The following is a 22,259-nucleotide window of genomic DNA, read 5'->3' on the forward strand; positions in this document are numbered from 1 at the left end:
CTAGACCCTCTCGATGTCGCGTTCGCCGAAGATGCCGAACGGGCGGATCATCAGCACCACGATGATCATCGCAAAGCCCGCGACTTCCTTCATGCCGGAGCCGAGATAGCCGCCGGCGAGATTCTCGGTGATGCCGATCAGGAGGCCGCCGAGGCCGGATCCAAGCACGGCGTCGAGGCCGCCCAGGATGGTGGCCGGAAACGCCTTCAGCCCGAGCTGGAACATCGCCGGCGACAGGTCGTAGGACAGCGCAAAGAACACGCCGCCGATCCCGGCGATCACGGAGGAGGCCGCCCAGGCCAGCGCGTGGACTTTGGTGGCGCTGATGCCCATCAGCAGTGCGGTCCGATCGTCGGCGGCCACCGCGCGCATCGCGACGCCGATCTTGCTGTAGCGGAAGAACGCCCAGATTGCCGCCAGCAGCGCCAGAAGCGTGACGATGACCGCAATCTGGCCCGTGCGCACGCCGATCGTACCGATCCGCACGATGGTGCGTCCGAAGCCGACATCGAGGCCGTGCGGATAGGCATCCCAGATGAAGTTGATCGACGAGCGCAGGATGACGGCGAGGCCGATGGTCACCATTACGGTGGCGAAGACCGGCTCGCCCAGCATCGGCCGCATCACCACGCGCTCGATGATAAGGCCGAGCACGACGGCGGCAAGGATGGCGCCGAGCGCCACCACGAACACATTGCCGCTGACCGTGGTCGAGATGGTCCAGGCGATATAGGCCGTGATCATGGTCATTTCGCCCTGTGCGAAGTTGACCAGGCCGGTGGATTTGTAGATCACCGCAAAACCCATTGCGATCAGGCCATAGATGGCGCCGATCGCAAGGCCGGATATCAGCAACTGGATCAGATACTGCATCAGCCCTCCGCCTGGTAGATGATGGCGAGTTCGCGTGCGAACTTCTTCTCGATCATGGTGCGGCGAACCTTTTGCGTGGCGGTCAGTTCGCCATCGTCGTGGTCGAGCTCCTTTTCGAGGATCGCAAAGCGCCGGATGTTCTCGACGCGGGCAAAGCGCTTGTTGGTCTCGCCCACGATGCGCTCGACCAGGTCGTGCACCTCGGGCAATTGCGACAGCGACTTGTAATTGGTGTAGGCCAGCGCCTTGTCGCGGGCCCAGCGGCCGACATTGTCGAAATCGACCTGGATGATGGCGCCGAGGTATTTCCTGGCCTCGCCGACCACGATCGCTTCCTTGATGAATTCAGAATCCTTCAGCGCGTTCTCGATCTCGGAAGGCGCGATGTTCTTGCCGCCGGCGGTGATGATGATCGCCTTCTTGCGGTCGACCACGGTGATTTCGCCATTGTCCAGGACCTCAACGATGTCGCCGGTGCGCAGCCAGCCGCTGGAGTCGAGCGTGGCGGTGGAAGCCTTGTCGTCGAGGAAATAGCCTTTGAAGACGCCGGGATTGCGCAGCAGGATCTCGCCGTCGCTGTCCAGCTTCCACTCGGTGTGGAGCAGGGGCAGGCCACAGCCGCCGAGCCGGTGATGGCTGCCAGTCTGGATGAAGGCGACGCCGCCGCTTTCGGTCAGGCCGTAGCCCTGCGACACCGGGCGGCCGACGATGTCGAAGAAGCGCAGCGTCTCCGGTGAAATCGAGGCGCCGGCGCAGAGGCGGTGGCGGCTGCGCGCGAGCCCGAGATGGCGCTGGATGTTGCGGAACAGCAGGACGTAAAGCAGCGCGTAACCGAGGCGATCGAGCCATGTCGTGGTTCCGTTCTGCCGCCGGTCCGACAATTTGCGGCCGAGTGCGAAACAGGCCTTCGCGAAGCCCTGCCGCAGCCGGCCGCTCTCGCCGAGCCTGAACAGGAAATTCTGCTGCAGCTTCTCGTAGATGCGGGGAACGCCGACGAAAAAGGTCGGCGCGATCTCGCGGATGTTGAGGGCGACGGTATCGATCGATTCCGCAAAGCTGACGGTGCCACCCAGCACAAGCTGCATCACTTCGGAATAGCAGCGTTCAGCTACATGGCAGAGCGGCAGGTAGCACACCGATTCGAACGGCTTGTCTGATATCCCGACCGCCTCGGCATAGATATACGACGCATAGATCAGGTTGCGATGCGTCAGCATGGCGCCCTTGGGCGGACCTGTGGTGCCCGAGGTGTAGACGAGGATGCAGACATCGTCGGGCGAGGCCCGCGCAATCAGCCGGTCGAGCCTGCCATTGGCGTCGGGGTGTTCGAGTGCGTAATGCTTGCCGAGTTCGCAGAGCTTTTCGAACGACATCAGTTGCGACTGGCCGTAATGCCGCAGGCCCTTCATGTCGACGCAGACGATGGCTTCCAGCGCCGGCAGGCCGTCATTGTTGGCGATGGCGTCCAGGACCTTGTCGGTCTGCTCCTGGTCGCCTGATATGACCACGCGCGCGCCTGAATGCCGGACGATATATTGCAGCTCGACCCACGGATTGGTCGGATAGATGCCGACCGCGATAGCGCCGATCATCTGGGTGCCGAGATCGGCGTAAAACCATTCCGGCGTATCCTCGCCCGCGATGGCGACGCGGTCGCCGGGTTTTAACCCGAGCGACAGCAGGCCGAGCGCGACGGAACGCGCGGTCTCGTAATAATGGTTCCAGGAATAGCGGTTCCAGATACCAAAATCCTTCTCGCGCAGCGCAAGCTTGTCGCCATGCAGTTCAGCCCGCATTCGAAGCAGTTGTGGAATGGTGATCGCGGCATTCTGCAGCGTGGACCGCAACGATGTGGTGTCGGGGGCGGACGTGCCCTTGGTCGAATCCGCCTGCGCAGTCGGATGCGCTGTTCGCATCGTGTCGAGGGTGGACATCATGCACCCACCTTCGCAAGCGCTTCCGAGCGGTGGCCGCCGAGATAGGCTTCCGTCACGGCCGGATCACGCCGCACTTTCGTGGGCGTGCCTTCGGCGATCTTGCGGCCGAAATTCAGCACATGGACGCGGTCGGAGATGTCCATAACGATCCGCATCTCGTGCTCGATCATCAAGACGGTAATGCCGAGATCGTCGCGGATATCGAGCACAAAGCGGGCGATGTCTTCGGTCTCTTCCTGGTTCATGCCCGATACCATTTCGTCCAGTAGCAGCAGCTTCGGCTCGCAAGCCAATGCCCGCGCCAGTTCGACGCGCTTCTGCTGGCCGTAAGACAGCGTGCCGACGATGGCGTCGCGGATGTGTTCGATTTCGAGGAATTCAACGATGTGCTCGACCCGCTGGCGGGCCTCGATCTCCTCGCGCCTGGTGCGGCCGAAGAAGAAGACGGCATCGAGCACGTTGGAGCGCAGATGGGTGTGCCGGCCGGTCAGGATGTTCTCGACCACGGTGCCGTGCTTGAACAGCGCGAGGTTCTGGAACGTTCGCCCGATCCCGATTGCGGCGAAGCGTGACGGTGAGACGGTTGCGAGATCGACGCCGTCGAACAGCATGCGACCGCCGCTTGGCCGCAGCACGCCGGAGATCATGTTGAACAGCGTGGTCTTGCCGGCGCCGTTCGGGCCGATCACGCTGCAGATTTCGCCTGCGGTTACATCAAGGCTGACATCGGCGACCGCCTGCAGGCCGCCAAAACGCTTGCTGAGGTTTTTGACACTGAGCAGGGCGGTCACGACAGCCACCGTTTACGCCGCTTGTAATGCTTGACGTCGCGCAGGCTCTTGCGCCCCGAATTGGAGACGCCGAGATAGAATTCCTGCACGTCCTCGTTCGACGCCAGCTTCTGCGCCGTGCCGTCGAGCACGACGCGCCCGGTTTCCAGGATGTAGGCGTAATCGGCGATATCGAGCGCGCGCTGTGCGTTCTGCTCGACCAGCAGCACCGTCATCTTCATCTCGTCGCGCAGCTTGGCGATCACTTCATAAATGCGGTCGATGATGAGGGGGGCGAGGCCCAAGGATGGTTCGTCGAGCGCCAGCAGCACCGGATCGGTCATCAGGGCGCGGCCGATCGCCAGCATCTGCTGCTCGCCGCCAGACATGTAGCCTGCGATCTGGTCGCGCCGTTCGAACAGGCGCGGGAACAGGGCGAACACTTTTTCGCGCCGCTCGCGCGCTTCCGCTGCGGTCTTGGTGTAGCCCCCCATCTGCAGGTTTTCGTCGATGGTTAGCGCCGGAAACACGCGGCGGCCTTCCGGCACCTGAACGATGCCGCGCCGAACCAGTTCGTCGGGTGCGAGACGATGCACTTCCTCATGGCGGAAGCGGATCGAGCCGTTCTCGATCACGCCTTCCTCGGTGTAGAGAATGCCGGACATCGCTTTCAAAAGCGTCGACTTGCCGGCGCCGTTGGAGCCGAGCAGGGCGACGATGCCGCCTTCGGGCACGGCAATGCTGACGTCGCGGATCGCCTCGATGGCGTTGTCGTAGACGATGCGGATGTTGCGGAATTCGAGCAGGCATGACGGATCGGGCGCGGCCTGCGCGCCGCCGATATTGGCCTGCGTCGGGATCGTTGTCGGCATCTTTCAGGCCCGGCTCGGCTGCGGCAGGCGCGGCCGCTGCGCCAGGATCGCGTCGGTGACGATCTTTGCGGTTTCCGCGCAGGCCTGCGTGCCGCCATTGCCATATTGCTTGACGGCGTCGCCGACGCACCACAGGCCGCCGATGCCGGTCTCGCGCGGCAGGTCGTAGCCGGCGCAGCTGCGCTGGGCCGGCCAGTCGTCGCGCATCACCCGGGTTGACAGGATTTTGGCCTGCGCAAAATTCGGAAATTGTTCGCGCAGATCGGTCAGCGCCAGTTCTACCTCGGCATCGCTGTCGAAATCACCGAGCGCCGGGATCGGCACGGCATAGGCGACATAGAGATGCCAGCCTGGAGGCGCCAGTTCGGGGCAGGTGGCGGTGAGGTTGGCCATGTTGCAGAGCCGCCGCGTCTTGCCGAAGGTCATGATGCCGGGATGGGAGATCAGCGGTTCGCGGCTGGCGATGTTGATGACGATGTTGGCGGCGGGCTTGAGGCCGGTGCGCACCTGCTCGACATAGGTGGGCGGGAAGGCGGCCTCACCACCGAGCGCCACGGTGGCCTTTGGTCCGGCGTTGCTGATGACAAGATCGGTCTCGATTCGCACCCTCCGACCGTCGCGAACAACCGTGACGCCGTCGACGCGGCCGTCGGTCGTATGAATCTGCACCGCTGGTGTCGACAGCCAGATGTCGCCGTTGCGTTTGATGGCGGTGGCGAGCGCATTCCAGACTCCGATCGTGCCTTGCGGGCAGAATCCGAAGCGCTTGAAGGCGCCCTTGCTGGTGAAATAGGTCAGGAAGGCCCGTGCCGGCAGCTCATTGGCGTTGCAGGCGAAGATCGCCGCGCAAAGGTTGCGGAAGATCGCGTGCACCGAGGCATTGCCAGTGTAGGTCTTGAGCCAGTCCTCGGTCGATTGCCTTCCGTCCGGCAGGTTGCCGGAACGGGCGTCGGCGAATTTTTCCAGGATGCGCGAGGCCTGTTTGGTCAGTTGCCCGAGCAGCAGCGACCAGCCGCCGCGGCCGACATCGATCAGCTTGCCGTCGATGAAGAAGGAGCTGGCGGGCTCCGGCGTGCGGATATCGAGCGGTGCGCCGACGGTATTGAAGGTCTCCTCGAACACCCCGCCGAGTTCGATCGCGATGGCGCCGATATTGACGGTGAAGCCGTCGATCTGTTCGGTCGAGGCGCGTCCGCCGATCCGGTCCTTGTCGTCGACGACGATGGTATGAAGTCCGGCATGGGAAAGGCGAGCCGCGGCGCAAAGCCCGCCGGCACCGGCCCCGATCACGACAGCATCCGCCCTAATAACCGTCATTTCACCTCCCAAAGCGCGCTGCACGGTTGGTCCGGGCTGTCCTTGATTTAGATCATTCTATTATAATCCGACTGGCCGTTCAAACAATTTCTTGCGATAAGGACGATCGGGTCGATCGGCCGCAGGCCAGCTCAGGCCCGGCTGACGCATCGAGATGTGAAAAAGGGCTGCTGAATCAGCTAAGCATGTCCTTGGGAATACGAGCTAAAGCTGAATGGAAGCGGACACTATCCGATGGCGCGAACACGTTCTGAAAATTACGACGGCATCCATCTCGGCATATTGACCAATGCCGCCCGGCTGTTTTCGGCGCAGGGCTATATGCGCGCCTCGATCGCCGACTTGGCGGACGCCTGCAAGCTGTCGCGCGGCGCGCTCTATCATTATTTCGACTCCAAAGAAGCGATCCTGTTCGCGATCCTCGACGCCCATATCAGGGAAATGATCAAGCACGTCGAAACCGCGGTCGCCGCCGGCGGCCCGACGCTGACGCAGTTTCAAAACGTCATTCGCTCCATCGTCGAGGTCAACGCCAAATCGCCGCATGAGCAGCGCGTGCTGATTCACGATCTCTCGTTCCTGAACGAGGATGAGCAGCAAGCTATCAAGAATCTCGAGCGGCAGCTGGTCGATATCGTCACCGATCTCCTGGTCAGGCTCGACGCCGAGGGGCGCATCGTCAGGCGCACCAAGAAGATTTACACGATGATCCTGTTCGGCATCATCAACTACACCTACACCTGGTACGATCCCAAGGGTGGGATCGGTCCGCAGGAATTCGCTGATATGGCGGTCGAATTGTTCCTGCACGGCTTTGCACCGGAAGCGGTTGGGAAGGCTGCTACGACGAGCCGGCGCGAGAAAATTTAGCGAAGGAAGTAGCCCGTAGTTGATTGCATGAGTGTGGAATAACCGCTTTTGGCGCAAGCAGTCGTTGAGGCGTTGCACTCTCACTAACGCGAACTTTCAGGATGATCCCTGCGTCATTCCAGCAGCCACGCATACTGCGAACTGTCTCCCAGCGGAGATGGTTCGGCCGGCGCGGGATCGCGCACGCCCGATCCAATCCTGCAACGCCTGATCTTTTGGAATTGAAGCGCCCAGCGCTGCAAATACTGCACTGCTTATTGTTTGCTGCTGGCTCCGTAGATGGTCCTCTAGCAGCTTGTGTCTCGTGATGTAGCCCGCGTTCACGCCCGGGATTGCATGGTTCATCAGGAGTTTGGCGTCGATTTCTGATACTCCCGCCGCCGTTGCGATCGTCCGGAAGGTCTGGCGGAGATCATTGCCCCACTTCGAGAGTATCTCACGGTCCTCCTTTGTCTCGGCCAAGTGCCCCGATTCACTGTCCGCCGGAAAGACCCATTCTAAAGCCTGCACAGGATGCATCTGCCTGCCCAGCCGAATTGCTCGGATGAGGCATAGGATCATCTGGCGAGAGAGTGGAATATCGAAGGCTTTCTTCCTGCCGCCCTTCGGCTTTGGAATGTGCAACGTGCGTCGCCAAAAATCTATATGATCAGGCTTAATCTGCTGCAGTGCAGCAGGCCGAGAGCCGGACAAGAGTGTAAAGAGGTGGAACTCCCGACGCACCGGATTCTCGAGGGCTGCGAGCTCCATGAACCAGTCCCCCAGGTCGGCCGATCCCATCCCGGTGTTGCGCCGCTCCTCTTCATTCCAGTCGACGGCATCCGCGGGATTGTCGGCCGGCAAGGACCTATTGGTCTTCCGGGCGTGATTGTAGATCCCGCGTAACGTTCGCATGCAGCCATTGGCCATGTACGGGCCGTTCTCTCGTGTGACGTCATCGTGCTTTTTTGCCACCCGAGCCGGGTCCATTGCGAGTTCATGCAGGCAAGTGTCGAGCCATTCGGCAAATAGCCGTTCGACATGGTCGCGGTAGCCGTTAATGGTCACTTCGCTGCGGCCCTTGCGGATCAGATGAGCCTCCAGATAGCGCTGCCAAGCCTCCCTAAGGGTGACACCTGCGATCGCGGCGTCACTTGCGCCGTTTGGACCGGAACTAGTCGCTTCAGGTCGTTTGTCGTCCTTCGGATGTCGCCCTTGGCTGATTCGAGCCAAGTATGCCTTCGCTATGCCGCGCGCAACTCGGGTTGACATCTCGCCGGCATTGCCGATGGAGACCCTGATCGACGAAGCGCGTTTGCCTCCTTGCCTGAGGTCGCCCTGGACGGTGAACGTCCGTTTTTTCTTTCCAACTACTACAAAGAAACCCTTCAATTCCGTGTCCCGCGCCAAATACCAACCGTCCTTTGGTGCGGGCAATTGAGCAATTGTTTTGTCAGACAGAGTAATTCGAATGTCGGGCATGAGCAGAATCCAAGCGCGCTAAACCGGTTTTCAAACGGTGTTAGCGGATCGAGCAGTTCCAAGGTTTGAATTCGATGAAGCGCGAAAATATGCGAAAAGTACCTACAAACAAAGGCCTTCTCGAACTGTCGTCGCAGCATGGCGTGCATTTAGAAACTGCAGAGAAGTGCTCGTCTTGAACTCTTAATCATCGGGTCCCAGGTTCGAGCCCTGGTGCGCCCACCAAGCCTTTCAAGAACTTGGCGAGGGAAACCGTTTGAGCCGCTGATTCCTCAAACCGTTATTCTGGGAGGAGGGGCCAAGCAGCGCATCGATGATGTGATGGGCTGCATCACGCGATAGCAAACCAGTTCGCGGTATTGATCACATCCCAGACCGGCCTCAGCATATGGCGACTGGGAACGGCCACTGCCCACAAGAGTGACGTTACGGTTTCCGCTCACGAGGCCTATCGTTCCGGCGGTCTGCAGCCCTAGTCTTGCGAAGATTAAAGTAGCGAGTGCGCACAACCCAAAGTTAGCGACGATTGCCGCGGCGAGCATCACATCGAAACCCAGGGGATTGCTGGTCCAGTGGGATGCTCCACCCGAAGATTTTTGGTCTTATGGTGTATCTCGGAGACATCGATACTCACGCTCTTGGTCGAGCCCACGTCCGCCGCAGCAATCGGATTGCGATCTCGGGCTATCGGTGCTTCAGTAGCAAAGGTTCCCAGAAAAACCGCGACGCTTCGGCTTGCGCTTCGTGCAGGCCGATGCCGATGTCGCGGAGAAAATCGGGCTTGTCTCTGAGATCCGCGCGCAACTCTGCCCTGAAACGGGCTCGCTGCCACCACGTGGCAGGCAGGCTGAAGATCGCACCGAGGCGCAGATGATCGTCGCCTGATTCAAGCAGTGTATGGGCGCGCATGGTGATACTCCGATTTTTGCGACCGGGATGTCCCGGCACATCGTTGCGTGACACCAATTGGAGCCTGTCGCCGTCGTCGCTGGCGTTAGTCGGGTGTTACAGAAGCGTTAGTTCTGCTCGAAGCCCCAAAAAAGGCGGGTAGGGGGCTCCGGCAGCCTGCCTGCTTGTTGAAAATCTCGTATTTCACTTTTTGCTTCTCGGAGTGGATTGCTGGTCTTGTTATGAAGTCCGTGGCGACATGCCGGTGCGCGATGAGCGTATCGATCGCGCCACCCTCGATCGGCTGACGTCGCGGCCTCGCGCCGGCGGTGGTGGATCGGGTGCTGGCGTCTTCAAGACGTTAGAAAGGTAGCTCAGGAGGCGGGTCCTGCACGTTTCCCGGCCTTCTGGGCAAAAGTAACGCCGCTGTCACGCCGGGCTAACGCCGGCGACGACTGGCTTCGAGTGATGTCGCGCGACGATGTGGCGGATATCCCGTCGCAAAAATCGGACGACTATCATGCGCCCGCATCACACTATCGCTGTCGTGACCATTCTTCCGGCCGGAATCAGCTTGAAGCGGACTCCTTCTTCGCTCCGACCGCTGCGGCGGACCCGGCAATGAAGAATACGGCAGGCCTTCTGAAATTATACGAATCCATCTATGGCTTCGCAGTTGCCATCGTGCTCGTTGCCTCCGGGTTAGCCATCGCGGCCGTCTTGTCTTTTCCCCAACCCTGGTTCTTCGCAGCGCTGGCGCCGCTTGGGCTGCTGGCTCTTTGTGTGGCCCTGCGGTGGCGCGAGTTTCGGCGATACGCGCACATTCCCGGTCCGAAGCCTTCGTTCTTCCTCGGCAGCCTCAGATCTCTGCTGCTCCACGAACATGGCGCCCGGGATCGGGCGCTCGTGGAGCTGCATCGGGTGTACGGTCCGGTCGTGAGGGTCCACATGGCGTGGGGCAACACGCCGTTCGTCTCGCTTTCGGTGGCGCCGAAGGAGCTCGGGCAGAAGGACATGGATTCGAACCGGGTCGCCGATGGCACCACGCTTCCCCGAAGCTTGATGGGGCTGAAGCGGGGAGAGAGGCACACGGCGCATCGGCAGCAGATGAACCCGCATTTTACGCCGAAGGCCGTGCGCCAGGGGGCTGGCCGTATGGGGGAGGTTTCCGCGCTTTATCTTCGGGCCTGGCGATCCGGCAAGAACTTGCACGGCAGCCTGAAGGCGGACCTTCATCACTGGAGCGCGAATAGCCTGGGTTCTTTCCTCTGCGGCGAGGAGTGGGAGCAGCGGACCGACCTCTCGGTGTATTTGGCGGCGATCGGAGAGCTCGAGGAAGCGATCAGCTTCCGGGCGTTTCATCCTTTCTTCGTGCGATGGCTCTTCCCGTTCCGGGCAAGCCGGGCAAGAACCGCGTATCGCTACCTCTTCGACCATCTTGAAGCTGCGTTGGAGCGACGGCTGCAACGGCGTTTGAAGCCGGGAGAGGGCGAAGGGCCGCGAGAGGATGCGCTGGGAAGGCTCGTCAACCTGAAGCTCGATCCGTCAGGCGGCAAGGCCAGTTGGAGCCACGAGGAGTGCGTCGAGGAGTTGATCTCGCTCGTCGCGGGCGGCACCGACGCCATGAGCTACACGATGGCCCAGGCGCTCTATCTGCTTTCCCGCAACCCTGATGTGCAGGACGAGGCCCGAGCCCGGGTGCTTCGGGCCGGAGATGCGGGCAAGAGTGCGGGGGATCCCTTCGTGCTGAACGTCCTCCACGAAACGATGCGCCTCTTTCCGCCTGTTCCGTTCAGTTCGAAGATCTCCGAGACCGGGTCGCTCAAGGTGGAGGCTGTCCATATCCCGGCGAAGACGAACGTGATGTGGATGAAGACCGCCGTCGGCCTGAACGAGGCGTTCTTCGCAGACGCGTCGCGGTTCAACCCGTGCCGCTTCGCTGCGGGACCAGGCGGCGAGCGGCCGGCAGAATCCATCGCAAGCGCCATGCCGTTTGGCGCGGGAGTGCGCCACTGCATCGGGCGCCACCAGGCGGAATACCTGCTGACATACTTCCTGAGCGCGGTGCTCCGGGAGTTCGAACTGGTCCTGATGTCGGATGTCGCCGTGACATTCTCGGCCACCGTCTCGGTGACGCCCTCGTCCGTGCCGGTGCGGCTCGTTCCGCGGCAGGTCCCGGGTAGGCGCGAAGCAGGTATCGAGCACATGATGAGCCAATTCGCCGATGGCGCGTTGAGACTGAATCGTGATCCCGCCATCGGATGCCCGGCACGGCTCAGCGCCGCGCCTTGACTTAATTGCGCTACTGACACCTACGTACGGTGGAAGTTGGTGTCCAGGAGCTGCACGCGTAGCGACATATGACGCAGGCATCCGATCCAATCGGCAAGATCACGTCCTGTTCAACTCAGCCTCATGGGAGCACACCGATGGCCAATCCGCTCACGCTCTACATCCCGATCAAGCAGGATCCGGAAATTCAAAAGGCAGCCAAGGCTGCGCACGACCACTTCGTGGAGCTCCACACCGGGGAGCTCGACCTTTTCGAAGACGTCCACTATGCGCGCCTGGTGCTGATTCCCAATCCCGGCGGGTCCGGCATTCTCGCGATCTGCGTGATCACGACGTTCGACGGGGGAATGAATCCCTATCTCAAGTTTTTCTGGAACAATCAGGCCCTTCGGAAACTGTTCGCGGGACTCGCCGAAATGGCGCTCGTTGCGCCCGACCCGGCGGTTACGGACCTCACCACATTCGAGACTTTCATCAACAGCAACAATCTGAGCAACAGGCCCGACGATCTCTATCAGGCCTACGGCCACACCGTTCGCCAGATCAAAGCCCGTTTTTCGGCATCCGCGTAAGGCCGCGCGCGACAGTGCCTCGCATCAAGGCTGCCGCCGACGCGGCCGCCGGCGACGGTAGATCGGAATCGGTTCTCCATGACGAACAGCCCCCTGCCGCCGTACCAACCGGGCAACGTGCAAGGCATAATCCTGCGCGGCTACACCCATCCGCATTCGTGCCACATGCTGTTCACGTTCACGGACCGCCCGGGCGCTGCCGGATTCATCCGGGCACTGCTTCCTTACGTCCAATCCGCAGTGGCGTGGAGCGACAAGCCGGAGCGGATGCTCAATATCGGCCTCACCTTCAACGGCATCCTGACATTCGAACCTGGTTTCAAGAATCAATTTCCGTCCGAGTTCAAGGACGGGCCCTGGTCCGGCGATTCGCAACTATCGCTGCAGGACACCGGCGCGAGCGATCCGAGCACGTGGTGGAACGGCCAGGACAAGCAGGCCATCCACTGCATCGTCCATGTCTACGGGATGACCGACGATGCGCTTGACAGCCTGGTCACGGTGGTGTCGCAGTCTGCCGCGACTAACAGCGTGAGCGAAATCCTGCCGTTCGGGCCGGAGAGCGACCGGCTGCAGCAATATGCCCCGCTCAAGAATTTTATTCATTTCGGCTACCGCGACAGTATCGACAATCCCGGACTCGGCTGGCCGGTCGATCCCGCCGGGCCGGCCGGTCAGATGAAGAGTGATCCAGGTGACGCCAACAATTTTCTGATAGGCTATCCGGAGGCGGGATCGCAATTTCACCCGGGACCGTTATTCGGACCAGCGGGCGAATTTGCCAAGGACGGATGCTACAACGCTTTCCGTGTGCTCCATCAGGATGTCGGGGTTTTCGAGCAGTTTCTCACCGACACCGCGCCAGTGGTCGTCGCTGCGATCGGCGGCTCGGAAGATCACGCCAGGGAATGGCTGGCGGCCAAGCTGGTCGGCCGCTGGCGCAATGGCTCGCCGCTCGTGCTGTCGCCCGATAAGCCGTGTTCGACGACATCGGGTGCAACCGATTTCCTCTACGAGCCCGACGACCGCGACGGGTTCAAATGTCCGTTCTCGGCCCATTCGCGTGTGGCAAACCCGCGCGATCAGGCGGTCTACATTTCGGACGCGCCGGTGCCGCGTTTGATCCGCCGCGGCGTGCCGTATGGTGCGCCCCCGGCGCCGCCGAAGTATGAAGGCGAGTGCGGCCTGGTCGGCCTGTTCCTGTGCGGCGCGCTGGCGGGCCAGTTCGAAATGCTTTACTCGTGGATGAACACCAACGGTTTCAGCGCGAAATTTGCGCCCGGTCTGAATACCCAGGACGCCTTGCTGGCTAATCGAGGTGCTGCCGGCGATCCATCGTTCACAATCGCGATTGCAAAAGACAAGAAGATCAAGATTCCAAGCCTGCCGCAATTTATCGTGACGCGCGGGACGGCGTATTGCCTGCTGCCGAGCATGAAGACGCTGCGGCGCGTTGCGGGGCTGTCGGAATAGCAAGGTGCCGGCCTGCATCAGCCTGTCGCCGCACGCCTTGCCGCCTTGCAACGGCTACGATTGATGCCGCAACGCTTCCGCCTGCTCCAGCCAGTACGTCATGCCGAGATTGCGGTACATTGTCGTCGCCGTCACAACATGCTCCTGCGCCTGCTCGCTCGCGCCGGTGCGCAGGTAGACCTTGCCGAGACCGAGGTGACAATGGGCGACAAGGGGGCGCATGCCGAGCCGCTCGGCGAGGGCCAGCGCCTGGCGATAATGACCTTCGCCGCGCCCGGCATCGAACTGATCGGGGTGGGTTGCGGCGTCGCCGAGCAGGTGCAGCACATGGGCCTCGAACCCGGGTTGGGACGAACAGAATTCGAGCGCGCGATCGCCGAGGCGCCTCGCCTCGTCGCACCGGCCGAGCAGCAGACAGGCGCGCGCCAGTGAGCAATAGAACCAGGCGAGTGACGCGAGGATGCGGCCCGCCGCCAGACGCTCAAGCAGCGGCTCTGCTTCCAGGATCCGGTTCAGTGCCTCGTTTGCATCGCCGACCTGCGCCATTGGCCAGGTGGAGGCGGCCACTCCCCAGGAAAGGTGGAAAGGGAATTTCCCCGTCCGGGCAATCGCAACCCAGCGCTCGATCCGCGAGAGCGCCTCGGCCCAGTCGCCCTTCAGAATATGCAATACGCTCGACGCGAAGAGGGCCATGCTGATGGTAAAAGCGTGCTGGGTCGGCGCGGTGAGGCGCATCATCTCGGCTTCGTAGCTGGCCGCTTCGGCGAAGTGGCCGCGCTCGGCGAGGCTCTGGACCAGGCAACCCCGATCCCAGACCGACGGAGGTCCGCCAAGGCCGAGCGTCTCGTGGACCCAATCGGCAGGCAATGCGGCGAGGTTGCCGGTGGCGAGTTCAATCACCCGATCATAGTGACCCGCGGCGTGATGCGCCTGCACGAGAAGGCTCGTGGTGACGATACGAAGTCGCAAATCGTCGAGGCGACCGGCGACCTCCAGCGCGCGCGAACCGGCTGCGATCGCCTGATTGACCTCGCCCGCCAGCGAGTGGACCACCGTCATGAACCCATAGACCTGGCCGCGCCGGCGGTCGTCGTTCAGCCGGTCGGCGAGGGCCTCGGCTTCGCGCAGGCACTCCAGCATCCGCACGCTTTGGCCGAGTTCGAGCAACACCGGACGCAACTCGATACGGACATCGCAGCTCTGCTCCAGCGTGGACCGGCTCTCCGGCAATGTTTCGAGCAAGATCCGCGCTCGCTCAAAGGAGCTGACGGCCTCGCGGTTGGCCGACCGCGCGCATGCGAGCCGGCCTGCCTTGAGCCAATAGGCGATCGCCTCGCTGGCAAGCCCGGCCTCGGTGAAATGATGGGCGACCACCTCAGGTTGGGTCTCGGCCAGCGCCGGGAATCGTTCGATGAGCCCTGCAGCGATGCTCGCATGCAGCGGTTGCCGCCGGCTCCTGAGCATTGTGGCGTAGGCAGCGTCCTGCACCAGCGCGTGCTTGAACGAGTAGGTCGCGTCCGGGGTCGCTCCGCGCCGGGAAATGAGGCCGGAATCGGTCAACCGCTCGAGCGCCGCGTCGAGATCGATCGAGGCCATGGCCGACACCGCGGCGATCATCTCGTGGGAGAACTCCCTTCCGATTGCGGCGCCGATCTGCGCCACGTCCTTGACCGAGGCGAGGCGATCGAGGCGCGCCACCAGCGAAGCCTGCAGCGTCGCTGGAATGGCGAGTTCCGGCAGCGGCCCGTCGAGCGCGTAGCCCTCGTCGGTCTCGCGCAGGACGCCGCTCTCGATCAGCGCGCTGGTCAGTTCCTCGATGAACAGCGGCACGCCATCTGCGCGCGCGAGGACCTGATCGACGACCGCGTCGGGCAGCGCCTTGTCCCTGGCGACGCCGGCAATGATGCCGGCGCTGTCGCGACGGCCGAGGCGGTTCAAGGGCAGCATCGACACATGCGGCTCACCGACCCAGTTCGGCCGAAGCTCCGGCCGCCCCGTGACCACCAGCAGCACCGGCATGCCGGCGGCACGGACAACCATTCGTTCGAGCAAATCCTGTGACGTCGGATCGATCCAGTGGGCGTCCTCGACGAGGATCAGCACGGCGCCCTGCACTGCGGCGCCGACGAGTTGATCGAGAATCGCGGTGAGGGTCATCTCCCGCTTCTGCTGCGGGCTAACCTCCAGGGCCGGATAGCGCTCGTCCGCCGGCACCCCCAACAGTTCGGCGATCAGCGCCACGTCGCGGGGCAGATTTTTCGCCGTCGGCCTGAGCAGGGCCTCCAATTTGTCGAGCTTCGCGCTGCAGTCGCTGCCTGGCTCAAATCCCGCGGCCTGCTCGAGCTGCGTAATCAACGGGTAGAGCGGGCTCTGCGTATGGTGTGGAGAACAGAAATAGCGAAGTCGAGCATGCGGCTCGCCCTCGAGCCTGACCAGCAGGGTTTCAGAAATGCGCGACTTGCCGATGCCGGGCTCTCCGGAGAGCAGCACGACCCGCCCTTCGCCGTGCTTGGCCTGATCCCAGCGCCGCAGCAGCAGCTCGATCTCCTCCTGCCGGCCGACGAGTGCGGACTGCGCACTGGCGCGACGCGCCTCGAAGCGGCTGACGCCGGCCGCTTCGCCGCGCACCTGCCACGCCTCGACCGGCTGCGGCAGGCCCTTCACGTCTATCGCAGCCAAGGCGCGGCAGTCGAACATCCGCCCAACCAGCCGCCACGTGCTGGCCGCAATAACGACCTCGCCCGGCGGTGCCGCGGCCTGCAGCCTCGCCGCCAGGTTCGGCGTCCCGCCGATCGCAACGCGCTTTGCGATATCGCCCGTTCCCAGCTGCTCGCCGACGACGACCAATCCGGTGGCGATGCCGACACGTGCCTGAAGGGGCACGCCGGAACCAGCCTTCAGCGTGCGGACGCTGTCCAGGATCGCAAGGCCGGCGCGCACGGCCTGCTCCGTGTCATGCTCATCGGCCGCGGGGTAGCCGAAATAGACCAGCGCGCCATCGCCGAGATACTGGGCGACAAATCCATCGAAGCGCGACACCACATCGTCGATTGCCTTGTGGAAAGCCGTGATCAGATCCCGCATGTGCTCGGGGTCGAGACGTGCCGAGAGAGCCATCGAATCGACGATGTCGCACGCCATGATCGTGAGCTGTCGTCGCTCGGAGCTGTCCGAGCTAAACGCCGCCGATGGCGATTCGCTCAGCGCTATGGGGCTCTCGGCGTCGATCTCCTGCTCGGGGTTGCCCTTCATATCGGCAAGGGGCTGCTCCGTCACCGACGGCAGCGGGGGATTGGCGATCTCCCTGACGGCGGCCGATCCGCTTGGCGATTGCATGCTGCGTAGCCCGGCGGCGAGCGACCTGGTCGCCGCATCCGGCTCCGTGTTCAGCTCGCGCCTGAGCAGCGCAACGAGACCCTGGTAGTGCTTGAGCGCCTCGGCCTTGCGCCCCGTGTCGGCCAATGCCTGAACGATCAGCCGATGGGCGTCCTCGCGCATGTTGTTGAGCGCAATGGCGCGCTGGCCGGCTTTCAGCGCCTGTTCGGCGCGACCGGCGGCCAGTTCCTGTTCACCGAACCTCACCATGGCGCCGAGTGCGAGCTCAAATAACCTCTCACGTTCGCCAGTGAGCCATTCGTTCCAGCCCTCTTCGCCGACGGTAACGTCGTCGATGAACCGGCCCCGGTAGAGGTCGGCAGCCGCGCTCAACGCATCGCGACTGCCCTCGCGGACCAGGGCCTCGAACCGGCCGACATCGCACTCGATGACCGCCGCATTGAGCGATACGACCTCGCCGTCGCCCTCCAGAGCGTCCTGGCCGAGCAACTTGCGCAGCCGGAAGAGGGCCTGGCGCAGGTTCTGCTTGGCCTGCGCGTCGAAATGCGAGCCCCACAACAGCGCGGACAGCTTCTCACGCGGCTGCGGCCGGGGCGCGGTGCAGGCCAGATAGGCCAACAAGCCCGCAAGCTTCTTGCTCGGCAGGTCGACAACGCCCAGCGGTCCGGTCAGCTCGAAGCCGCCCAGCAATGAAAGATGAAATATCGGAGACGACGCGCCGTCCATTGGCGCACGCGAAATTCGCACAGTGATGCCCTTCCAGGGCGGATCTTACACGTTTCACGGTCTGCCGAGCAAATTTAACGCCACGGTGACGCCAGGCTAACGCCGATGACGACGGCGACAGGCTTCAAGTGCTGTCACGCCAGCGAGGTGCCGAACATTGCGACCGCGAAAATCTCGCCCCAAAGATGCGTGGGAATACGGCGCAACCGCGCAGCACGAAGCCACAAATGCCAGGAGCAAGCGATGTCACTTCAACAGCGCAATTTCATGGGAGCCGCCGAGATTCCGACGGAACTTCCTTTCGATACAAATTGCGGACCCGCAGCCAGATTCAGATCGATTTTTGCGGCCTTCCTGAACGCTCTTCATCAATCGAGGCGCCTTAGGGCGGCGCGCATCATCCATCAACACCGGCTCCTGATCGCGGACCTTCGAGTAAGGAACGCCTCCGTGACGCCTGGCTAGCGCCGGCGACAGACTTCAATTGGTTTCACGTGCCGTCGTGCCGGGACATTCCGGTCGCAAAAATCGGAGAACCATTATGCGCACCCATCCCGCTATCGCGATCGCGACAGGCATCCTGGTTGGATTCGGCCTGAAGCTGGTTTTCTTCTCCGCTCCGACTGTTGCGGCGGACGTCGGCTCCACCGAACGCGTGAGCATCGATGTCTCCGAGATGCACCGTCAGATCAAAAATCTTCCGGTGGAGAATTTTCACGACATGACATTCGGCTTTTCCAATGGTGGTTGATCGGACGATCTCACCTCCGGAGGTACCAACTCCGTGTCCGCCACCTTCCAAAATGAGGACGCGCTTTGAATAGTCTGATCGCCACCTACATTGCATGGATTATTGCCCAGACTGGTTTGTCGGTTCCCGATCATCCGCCGATCCATTTCGTAACGCCAACGGAAATGGCTATGCGATATGGCACGCCGGAAAATAGCGGGCTGGAGTTGCAAGCGCTCTATAATCGCACCGAAGGTGCAATTTACCTGCCGCAGGCATGGCGACCCGATGATCTCAGGCAGAAGAGCGCCCTACTGCACGAACTGGTGCACCATGTGCAGAGGTCCAACAACATGGACCTACCTTGTATTGCCGCTTACGAACGCCAGGCCTATGAGCTGCAAATCAAATGGCTGCGAGAACAAGGGGTGGAAGATCCCTACGCCCTGATCGGGATAAGCGGGCTTGGCATCTACATGCTAAGCGTCTGTCGTGATGGGTCATAGGGGTGGACATCGCGCATCGACGGCTGCGTCTACCGCAACGCGGAAGACCCCTGATGACATTGTAATCGTAGCCAACGGGTCGGACCTGGCCAAGGCGCGCGCCTGGACGGCGAGCGATGATTAGCACTGCCGCTTCCGCGCGCCGGACATCGCGGCCGAGACAATGCGCATCGAGAATGGCCTCGACGTCCTTGAGGCTGTGGCCGGTGAAGGTCGCGATCAGCAATCAGGAAGCCAACTGACGGGGGACGAAGAACGTCCGCTTCAGCTTGTTGACGGCGCGAACGGCCAAACCGAGCAGGAATGGACTGGTCTGGCGGAAGACGGCGACCTTCTTCACATAGCCCTCGACATGCCATTTGGCGTGGGCACCGTTGTGGAAAACGATCACGTCACCGACGCCGTAACGTTTCGGTGGCATGCCCTTGCTCTCAAGCACGATCGATCCTTCCTGGATTACGATGGTCTCGTCGACATCGTAGTACCAGTTGAATTTGCCCTCAGTGCAGGACCAGATCACGGTTGTGGCAGCGCCGTCCGCGCTCGTCGACAGCACATGCGAGCGGGCTTCCGGGTTGCCTTCAAGGATCCAGGATGGCTCGATCGGCGACGGCTTGAGATCCACGTTCAAATGGCCGGTTTCAATAAGCGCAAGCGGCATCGATCACCTCAGCGGATTGAATAAGTGGGCACGGCTCAACAGCGTCCCGGCCCCGCGAGTTGCAGATTGCTAATTCTCGCGAGACGGATGGATTAGATTATCCCAAAAAGAATGAAGAGTGGTCGCTCAACGCGGGTTACCTCTAAAGAGGCACCTCAGGCGCCGTGTCGAAACTCGAGATGAAGTTAGAATGCGAGCTGGCGCCCGGCGAAAAGGGGCGATGATGCGACGAAGCTGGTGTGACAAGGAGACCGGCTATGATTCGAGGTTTCAAGGTCCGTTCCACTGAGCGCGATGCTCAGACCGATAGCGAACGGTTCGGTTCGATTTCGGCCGCGATTACCGCCGCGGTTGCGTCAGTTCAGAAGGAGAGGGACGCGTTGCGTGGGCGAGTAGATGCGGCCCGCGATCTGGCTTCCTTTGCCGCGGGCACGGACTACGAGGAATATCTGACCCGGGATGCCAAGGACGCGTCCATGATCAAAGAATACGAATCGCAGATGATAGCCGGCGAAAAGCGCGTGCAGGAGCTGGAGGGCCAGCTTGGCAGTCTGATCGCTGTTCAGGAAGTTTTCAGCCGCTACTTCCCGGCATGTCAGGGTAGGCGGAGGTGAGGGCCGGCTACATCTAGGCGGTGTTGCCGGCGTCCACCGTCAGCACAGTGCCGGTGATGTTCCGGCCGCCTTCGCCCAGGAGATACTCGACCATCGAAGCGATGTCGTCGGCCTCGGGCAGGCGGCGCAATGCGCTGCGGCCGGCGATCCGCCGGCGGCCGTCGTCGTCCAGGGACTTGGTCAATTCGGTGTCGACGAAGCCGGGCGCGATCGCGTTCACGGTGATGCCGAGCTTGCCGACCTCGCGGGACAGCGAACGGGTGAATCCGCCGGCCGCTGCCTTGGACGCGGCGTAGACGGACAGGCCGTTGTAGCCGGTCGAGGCGATGATGGAGGAGATGTTGACGATGCGCCCGGCGCCGTCGGCCATCATATGGCGCACCACGTATTTGGTCAGAACGATCGGCGACAGCACGTTCAGACGGATCAACGCCTCGATCTCGGAATTGCGCGTGTTGGCCAGCAGCCCTTCGGCGCTGATCCCGGCATTGTTGACGAGGCCGTAGATCGCGCCGAAGGCGTCGCGCAGCTCCTTCACGAAGGCGGGAATCTTGTCGGTCTGGCCGAGATCGAACGCCCTGAAGTGCAGGCGCTCCGCTCCCGCGTCGCGGATGGCCCGTCCCAGCTCCTCGCTCTCGCGGCGCGCAACCGCCACCACATTGTAGTCGCCGGATGCGGCAAGCCTGCGCGCAATCGCAAGCCCGATGCCGCGACTGCCGCCAGTGACGAGGACATTATGCATCGGCGCGCGTCAGTTTGCCGGCCGCCGTGAGGTCGAGCCGCTCGACGAAGCGGATCACCGCAGGCACCTTGTATGCTGCCAGCGAGTCGTTGCACCGGCTGAGAATCTCCGTACGGATCGTCTCGTGGCGACCAGCGTCGGTGCCGTCAGCGAGGACGATGTCGGCGACCACGATGGCGCCAGTGATCGGGCTTCTGCGCGACCGCGCGCGCGACATTCGCACGGACTCGTGCCGATTGATCACGGTCTCAACCTCCTCGGGATGGACCTTCAGCCCGCCGATGTTGATGATGCCGGTGCGCCGGCCGACAAAGTAGTAGCGCTCGTCGCGCAGTTCGACCAAGTCACCGGTGTCGACAAAGCCCTCGGCGTCGGTGAGCTGCGGCGCGTCGGTGCCGATATAGGCGCGCGCCGTGCGGTGAGAGCGGATCCGAAGCGAGCCGTCGACGACCTTCATCTCGACGCCGTCGCGGTTCCGCCCGATCAGGTCGGCGGGAAAACCCTCGCGCCCGTCGTTGACCGCGAAGCCAACGCCGGCCTCGGTCGAAGCATAGGCATGGCCGATCGACGCATGCGGAAACGCCCGGGCGAGGCCGTCGAGCACCGCCTGGTCGGCGATTTCGCCGGACAGGCGGACATAGCGTGGCGAGAAGTCCGCGACCGCGCTGCTCATCAGGAGCTTGCGCCAGTGCGACGGTGTCCCGGAAATGTGGGTGACGCCGCCCGCACGCAGACGTGCTACGTGATCGACCATGGCTTCCCTGGGCTCCGACAGCACCATCGATCCGCCGCCGATCACCGCGCGCAGGAAGATCTGCAGGCCGCCGTAGCGACGGATGTCGTAGAACGTCGCCCAGGTAGCGTTCTGGTAGCGCGCAGCTCCGTCGGCGATGATCGCGCCGGCCAGCCCGTCGAGCGTATGGCCGACGATCTTGGGCGGCCCGGATGTGCCCGAGGTCAGCATCAGCCACTCGGTCGCGCGTTCGGTCTTCCATCCCGCACCCGGCTGTTCAGGCAGACCGGCGCCGACGACCAGGTACGCGCCATCATCGCATCGGTGCAGCGGCCTGTCGGTCACGATGGCGTCGATCTCGGCATTCGCAAGCAGGGCCTCGATGTGATCCGGATCGAGGTCGGGCGGGCACAGAAGCATGCGGCGAGCGACGCCGTCGAGCTCGATCATCGCGAGCGCAGACTGCAGCTGTCCCGACGTCGCAAGCAGCACCGAGCGGCCGGACAGCTCGCGAAATCTGCCGATCAGACAGCTGTACCCGAGAATGTCGGTCAGCGATATGACGTGCCGGGCATCGGAAATCGTGCGGCCCTTCAGCGCCGGGCCGAGATATTCGCGCAGCGCTAAGACGTCAGGCTGGGACATTCTCGTAGACTCTGATGAATTCGCCGACGGTCGACGGGAAGGCGGCGTCCTCCGCGATGGTGAACGGATCGATGCCGAGATCGTCCTCCAGCCGCGCGACCAGGATCGCGAATGCCAGAGAATCGAACCCGGTGTCCTGCAGCGGCAGATCGTCCCGGAGCGGCGGAAGGGTGACCTTTTGCTCTTCAGCGATCTGCTGCATCGCCGAGAAAATCCTCAACTTTACCGACATGTACACCTC

19 protein-coding genes are annotated in these 22,259 nt (G+C 62.5%); 7 read left to right on the forward strand and 12 right to left on the reverse strand.

All coding sequences use genetic code 11. From position 1 onward, the window contains the following. The 5 genes from JQ567_RS14795 to JQ567_RS14815 are packed head-to-tail and all read right to left on the reverse strand — an operon-like array spanning window position 1 to window position 5,769. Entirely contained in the window at window positions 1–873 is an 873-nt protein-coding gene (locus JQ567_RS14795) for a branched-chain amino acid ABC transporter permease (RefSeq protein ID WP_212439500.1), read from the reverse strand. Next, window positions 873–2,807: a long-chain fatty acid--CoA ligase gene (locus JQ567_RS14800; RefSeq protein WP_212439501.1), complete on the reverse strand. Its 1,935-nt coding sequence runs from the start codon at window positions 2,805–2,807 to the stop codon at window positions 873–875. The genes JQ567_RS14795 and JQ567_RS14800 overlap by 1 nt, the downstream gene beginning before the upstream one ends. Continuing rightward, window positions 2,807–3,601: an ABC transporter ATP-binding protein gene (locus JQ567_RS14805; protein ID WP_212439502.1), complete on the reverse strand. Its 795-nt coding sequence runs from the start codon at window positions 3,599–3,601 to the stop codon at window positions 2,807–2,809. The genes JQ567_RS14800 and JQ567_RS14805 overlap by 1 nt, the downstream gene beginning before the upstream one ends. Next, on the reverse strand, window positions 3,598–4,452 hold the full coding sequence (locus tag JQ567_RS14810) for an ABC transporter ATP-binding protein (protein ID WP_249133531.1): 855 nt from the start codon (window positions 4,450–4,452) through the stop codon (window positions 3,598–3,600). The genes JQ567_RS14805 and JQ567_RS14810 overlap by 4 nt, the downstream gene beginning before the upstream one ends. Before the next feature lie 3 nt (window positions 4,453–4,455). After that, window positions 4,456–5,769 (reverse strand): NAD(P)/FAD-dependent oxidoreductase, encoded by a 1,314-nt coding sequence (locus JQ567_RS14815; RefSeq protein WP_212439503.1) that lies wholly within the window; start codon window positions 5,767–5,769, stop codon window positions 4,456–4,458. 234 nt (window positions 5,770–6,003) lie between these two features. Between JQ567_RS14815 and JQ567_RS14820 the strand changes: the two genes are divergently transcribed. Further along, the gene (locus JQ567_RS14820; protein ID WP_212439504.1) at window positions 6,004–6,639 is read left to right on the forward strand and encodes a TetR/AcrR family transcriptional regulator; all 636 of its coding nucleotides are present in this window, start codon (window positions 6,004–6,006) and stop codon (window positions 6,637–6,639) included. A gap of 96 nt (window positions 6,640–6,735) precedes the next feature. Here the strand turns inward: JQ567_RS14820 and JQ567_RS14825 are convergent, their stop codons facing one another. Together JQ567_RS14825 and JQ567_RS14830 are read right to left on the reverse strand one after the other, a co-directional pair. Further along, window positions 6,736–8,100 (reverse strand): integrase arm-type DNA-binding domain-containing protein, encoded by a 1,365-nt coding sequence (locus JQ567_RS14825; protein WP_212439505.1) that lies wholly within the window; start codon window positions 8,098–8,100, stop codon window positions 6,736–6,738. 684 nt (window positions 8,101–8,784) lie between these two features. After that, window positions 8,785–9,009 carry a DUF1127 domain-containing protein gene (locus JQ567_RS14830; protein WP_212439506.1) on the reverse strand — a complete coding sequence of 75 codons (225 nt, stop codon included), beginning with the start codon at window positions 9,007–9,009 and terminating at the stop codon, window positions 8,785–8,787. 447 nt (window positions 9,010–9,456) lie between these two features. On the opposite strand from JQ567_RS14830, the gene JQ567_RS14835 reads away from it, so the two are divergent. The 3 genes from JQ567_RS14835 to JQ567_RS14845 all read left to right on the forward strand — a co-directional run bounded on the left by JQ567_RS14835 (window position 9,457) and on the right by JQ567_RS14845 (window position 13,325). Further along, window positions 9,457–11,280 (forward strand): cytochrome P450, encoded by a 1,824-nt coding sequence (locus JQ567_RS14835; RefSeq protein WP_212439507.1) that lies wholly within the window; start codon window positions 9,457–9,459, stop codon window positions 11,278–11,280. Between the two features lie 68 nt (window positions 11,281–11,348). After that, window positions 11,349–11,852, forward strand: coding sequence for a hypothetical protein (locus JQ567_RS14840; protein WP_212439508.1), 504 nt, complete (start codon window positions 11,349–11,351; stop codon window positions 11,850–11,852). A 78-nt stretch (window positions 11,853–11,930) separates the two neighbouring features. Next, the gene (locus JQ567_RS14845) at window positions 11,931–13,325 is read left to right on the forward strand and encodes a hypothetical protein (RefSeq protein WP_212439509.1); all 1,395 of its coding nucleotides are present in this window, start codon (window positions 11,931–11,933) and stop codon (window positions 13,323–13,325) included. 54 nt (window positions 13,326–13,379) lie between these two features. Here JQ567_RS14845 and JQ567_RS14850 read toward each other — a convergent pair whose 3' ends face one another. Continuing rightward, on the reverse strand, window positions 13,380–17,387 hold the full coding sequence (locus JQ567_RS14850) for a BTAD domain-containing putative transcriptional regulator (RefSeq protein WP_212439510.1): 4,008 nt from the start codon (window positions 17,385–17,387) through the stop codon (window positions 13,380–13,382). Between the two features lie 541 nt (window positions 17,388–17,928). Between JQ567_RS14850 and JQ567_RS14855 the strand changes: the two genes are divergently transcribed. Together JQ567_RS14855 and JQ567_RS14860 are read left to right on the forward strand one after the other, a co-directional pair. After that, a complete protein-coding gene (locus tag JQ567_RS14855) occupies window positions 17,929–18,138 on the forward strand; it encodes a hypothetical protein (RefSeq protein ID WP_212439511.1) in 210 nt (69 codons plus the stop codon). Window positions 18,139–18,203: 65 nt separating this feature from the next. Then, on the forward strand, window positions 18,204–18,623 hold the full coding sequence (locus tag JQ567_RS14860; protein WP_212439512.1) for a DUF6647 family protein: 420 nt from the start codon (window positions 18,204–18,206) through the stop codon (window positions 18,621–18,623). Between the two features lie 226 nt (window positions 18,624–18,849). On the opposite strand, the gene JQ567_RS14865 is transcribed toward JQ567_RS14860, so the two are convergent. Beyond that, on the reverse strand, window positions 18,850–19,284 hold the full coding sequence (locus tag JQ567_RS14865; protein WP_212439513.1) for a cupin domain-containing protein: 435 nt from the start codon (window positions 19,282–19,284) through the stop codon (window positions 18,850–18,852). A gap of 257 nt (window positions 19,285–19,541) precedes the next feature. On the opposite strand from JQ567_RS14865, the gene JQ567_RS14870 reads away from it, so the two are divergent. Next, window positions 19,542–19,898: a hypothetical protein gene (locus tag JQ567_RS14870; RefSeq protein WP_212439514.1), complete on the forward strand. Its 357-nt coding sequence runs from the start codon at window positions 19,542–19,544 to the stop codon at window positions 19,896–19,898. A gap of 13 nt (window positions 19,899–19,911) precedes the next feature. On the opposite strand, the gene JQ567_RS14875 is transcribed toward JQ567_RS14870, so the two are convergent. From JQ567_RS14875 to JQ567_RS14885, 3 genes are read right to left on the reverse strand one after another with little or no spacing between them, the layout of a single operon-like run. Further along, window positions 19,912–20,640 carry an SDR family NAD(P)-dependent oxidoreductase gene (locus JQ567_RS14875; RefSeq protein WP_212439515.1) on the reverse strand — a complete coding sequence of 243 codons (729 nt, stop codon included), beginning with the start codon at window positions 20,638–20,640 and terminating at the stop codon, window positions 19,912–19,914. After that, window positions 20,633–22,018, reverse strand: coding sequence for a fatty acid--CoA ligase family protein (locus JQ567_RS14880; protein WP_212439516.1), 1,386 nt, complete (start codon window positions 22,016–22,018; stop codon window positions 20,633–20,635). The genes JQ567_RS14875 and JQ567_RS14880 overlap by 8 nt, the downstream gene beginning before the upstream one ends. Then, window positions 22,005–22,250, reverse strand: a complete 246-nt coding sequence (locus tag JQ567_RS14885; protein WP_212439517.1) for an acyl carrier protein — start codon at window positions 22,248–22,250, stop codon at window positions 22,005–22,007. Before JQ567_RS14885 ends, JQ567_RS14880 begins: the two co-directional genes overlap by 14 nt. Window positions 22,251–22,259: the final 9 nt, after the last annotated feature.

Origin of the sequence: Bradyrhizobium sp. AUGA SZCCT0431 (assembly GCF_018131065.1) — a bacterium.
Classification (GTDB): Bacteria; Pseudomonadota; Alphaproteobacteria; order Rhizobiales; family Xanthobacteraceae; genus Bradyrhizobium.

What these genes read in the sequence shown, in the direction of transcription:
- JQ567_RS14810 (WP_249133531.1), bottom strand. Translation starts at nt 4,452, where the DNA reads ATGCCGACAACGATCCCGACGCAGGCCAATATCGGCGGCGCGCAGGCC.
- JQ567_RS14830 (WP_212439506.1), bottom strand. Translation starts at nt 9,009, where the DNA reads ATGCGCGCCCATACACTGCTTGAATCAGGCGACGATCATCTGCGCCTC.
- JQ567_RS14850 (WP_212439510.1), bottom strand. Translation starts at nt 17,387, where the DNA reads ATGGACGGCGCGTCGTCTCCGATATTTCATCTTTCATTGCTGGGCGGC.
- JQ567_RS14820 (WP_212439504.1), top strand. Translation starts at nt 6,004, where the DNA reads ATGGCGCGAACACGTTCTGAAAATTACGACGGCATCCATCTCGGCATA.
- JQ567_RS14880 (WP_212439516.1), bottom strand. Translation starts at nt 22,018, where the DNA reads ATGTCCCAGCCTGACGTCTTAGCGCTGCGCGAATATCTCGGCCCGGCG.
- JQ567_RS14815 (WP_212439503.1), bottom strand. Translation starts at nt 5,769, where the DNA reads ATGACGGTTATTAGGGCGGATGCTGTCGTGATCGGGGCCGGTGCCGGC.
- JQ567_RS14825 (WP_212439505.1), bottom strand. Translation starts at nt 8,100, where the DNA reads ATGCCCGACATTCGAATTACTCTGTCTGACAAAACAATTGCTCAATTG.
- JQ567_RS14855 (WP_212439511.1), top strand. Translation starts at nt 17,929, where the DNA reads ATGCGCACCCATCCCGCTATCGCGATCGCGACAGGCATCCTGGTTGGA.
- JQ567_RS14835 (WP_212439507.1), top strand. Translation starts at nt 9,457, where the DNA reads ATGTCGCGCGACGATGTGGCGGATATCCCGTCGCAAAAATCGGACGAC.
- JQ567_RS14795 (WP_212439500.1), bottom strand. Translation starts at nt 873, where the DNA reads ATGCAGTATCTGATCCAGTTGCTGATATCCGGCCTTGCGATCGGCGCC.
- JQ567_RS14840 (WP_212439508.1), top strand. Translation starts at nt 11,349, where the DNA reads ATGACGCAGGCATCCGATCCAATCGGCAAGATCACGTCCTGTTCAACT.
- JQ567_RS14845 (WP_212439509.1), top strand. Translation starts at nt 11,931, where the DNA reads ATGACGAACAGCCCCCTGCCGCCGTACCAACCGGGCAACGTGCAAGGC.
- JQ567_RS14870 (WP_212439514.1), top strand. Translation starts at nt 19,542, where the DNA reads ATGATTCGAGGTTTCAAGGTCCGTTCCACTGAGCGCGATGCTCAGACC.
- JQ567_RS14800 (WP_212439501.1), bottom strand. Translation starts at nt 2,807, where the DNA reads ATGTCCACCCTCGACACGATGCGAACAGCGCATCCGACTGCGCAGGCG.
- JQ567_RS14885 (WP_212439517.1), bottom strand. Translation starts at nt 22,250, where the DNA reads ATGTCGGTAAAGTTGAGGATTTTCTCGGCGATGCAGCAGATCGCTGAA.
- JQ567_RS14865 (WP_212439513.1), bottom strand. Translation starts at nt 19,284, where the DNA reads ATGCCGCTTGCGCTTATTGAAACCGGCCATTTGAACGTGGATCTCAAG.
- JQ567_RS14875 (WP_212439515.1), bottom strand. Translation starts at nt 20,640, where the DNA reads ATGCATAATGTCCTCGTCACTGGCGGCAGTCGCGGCATCGGGCTTGCG.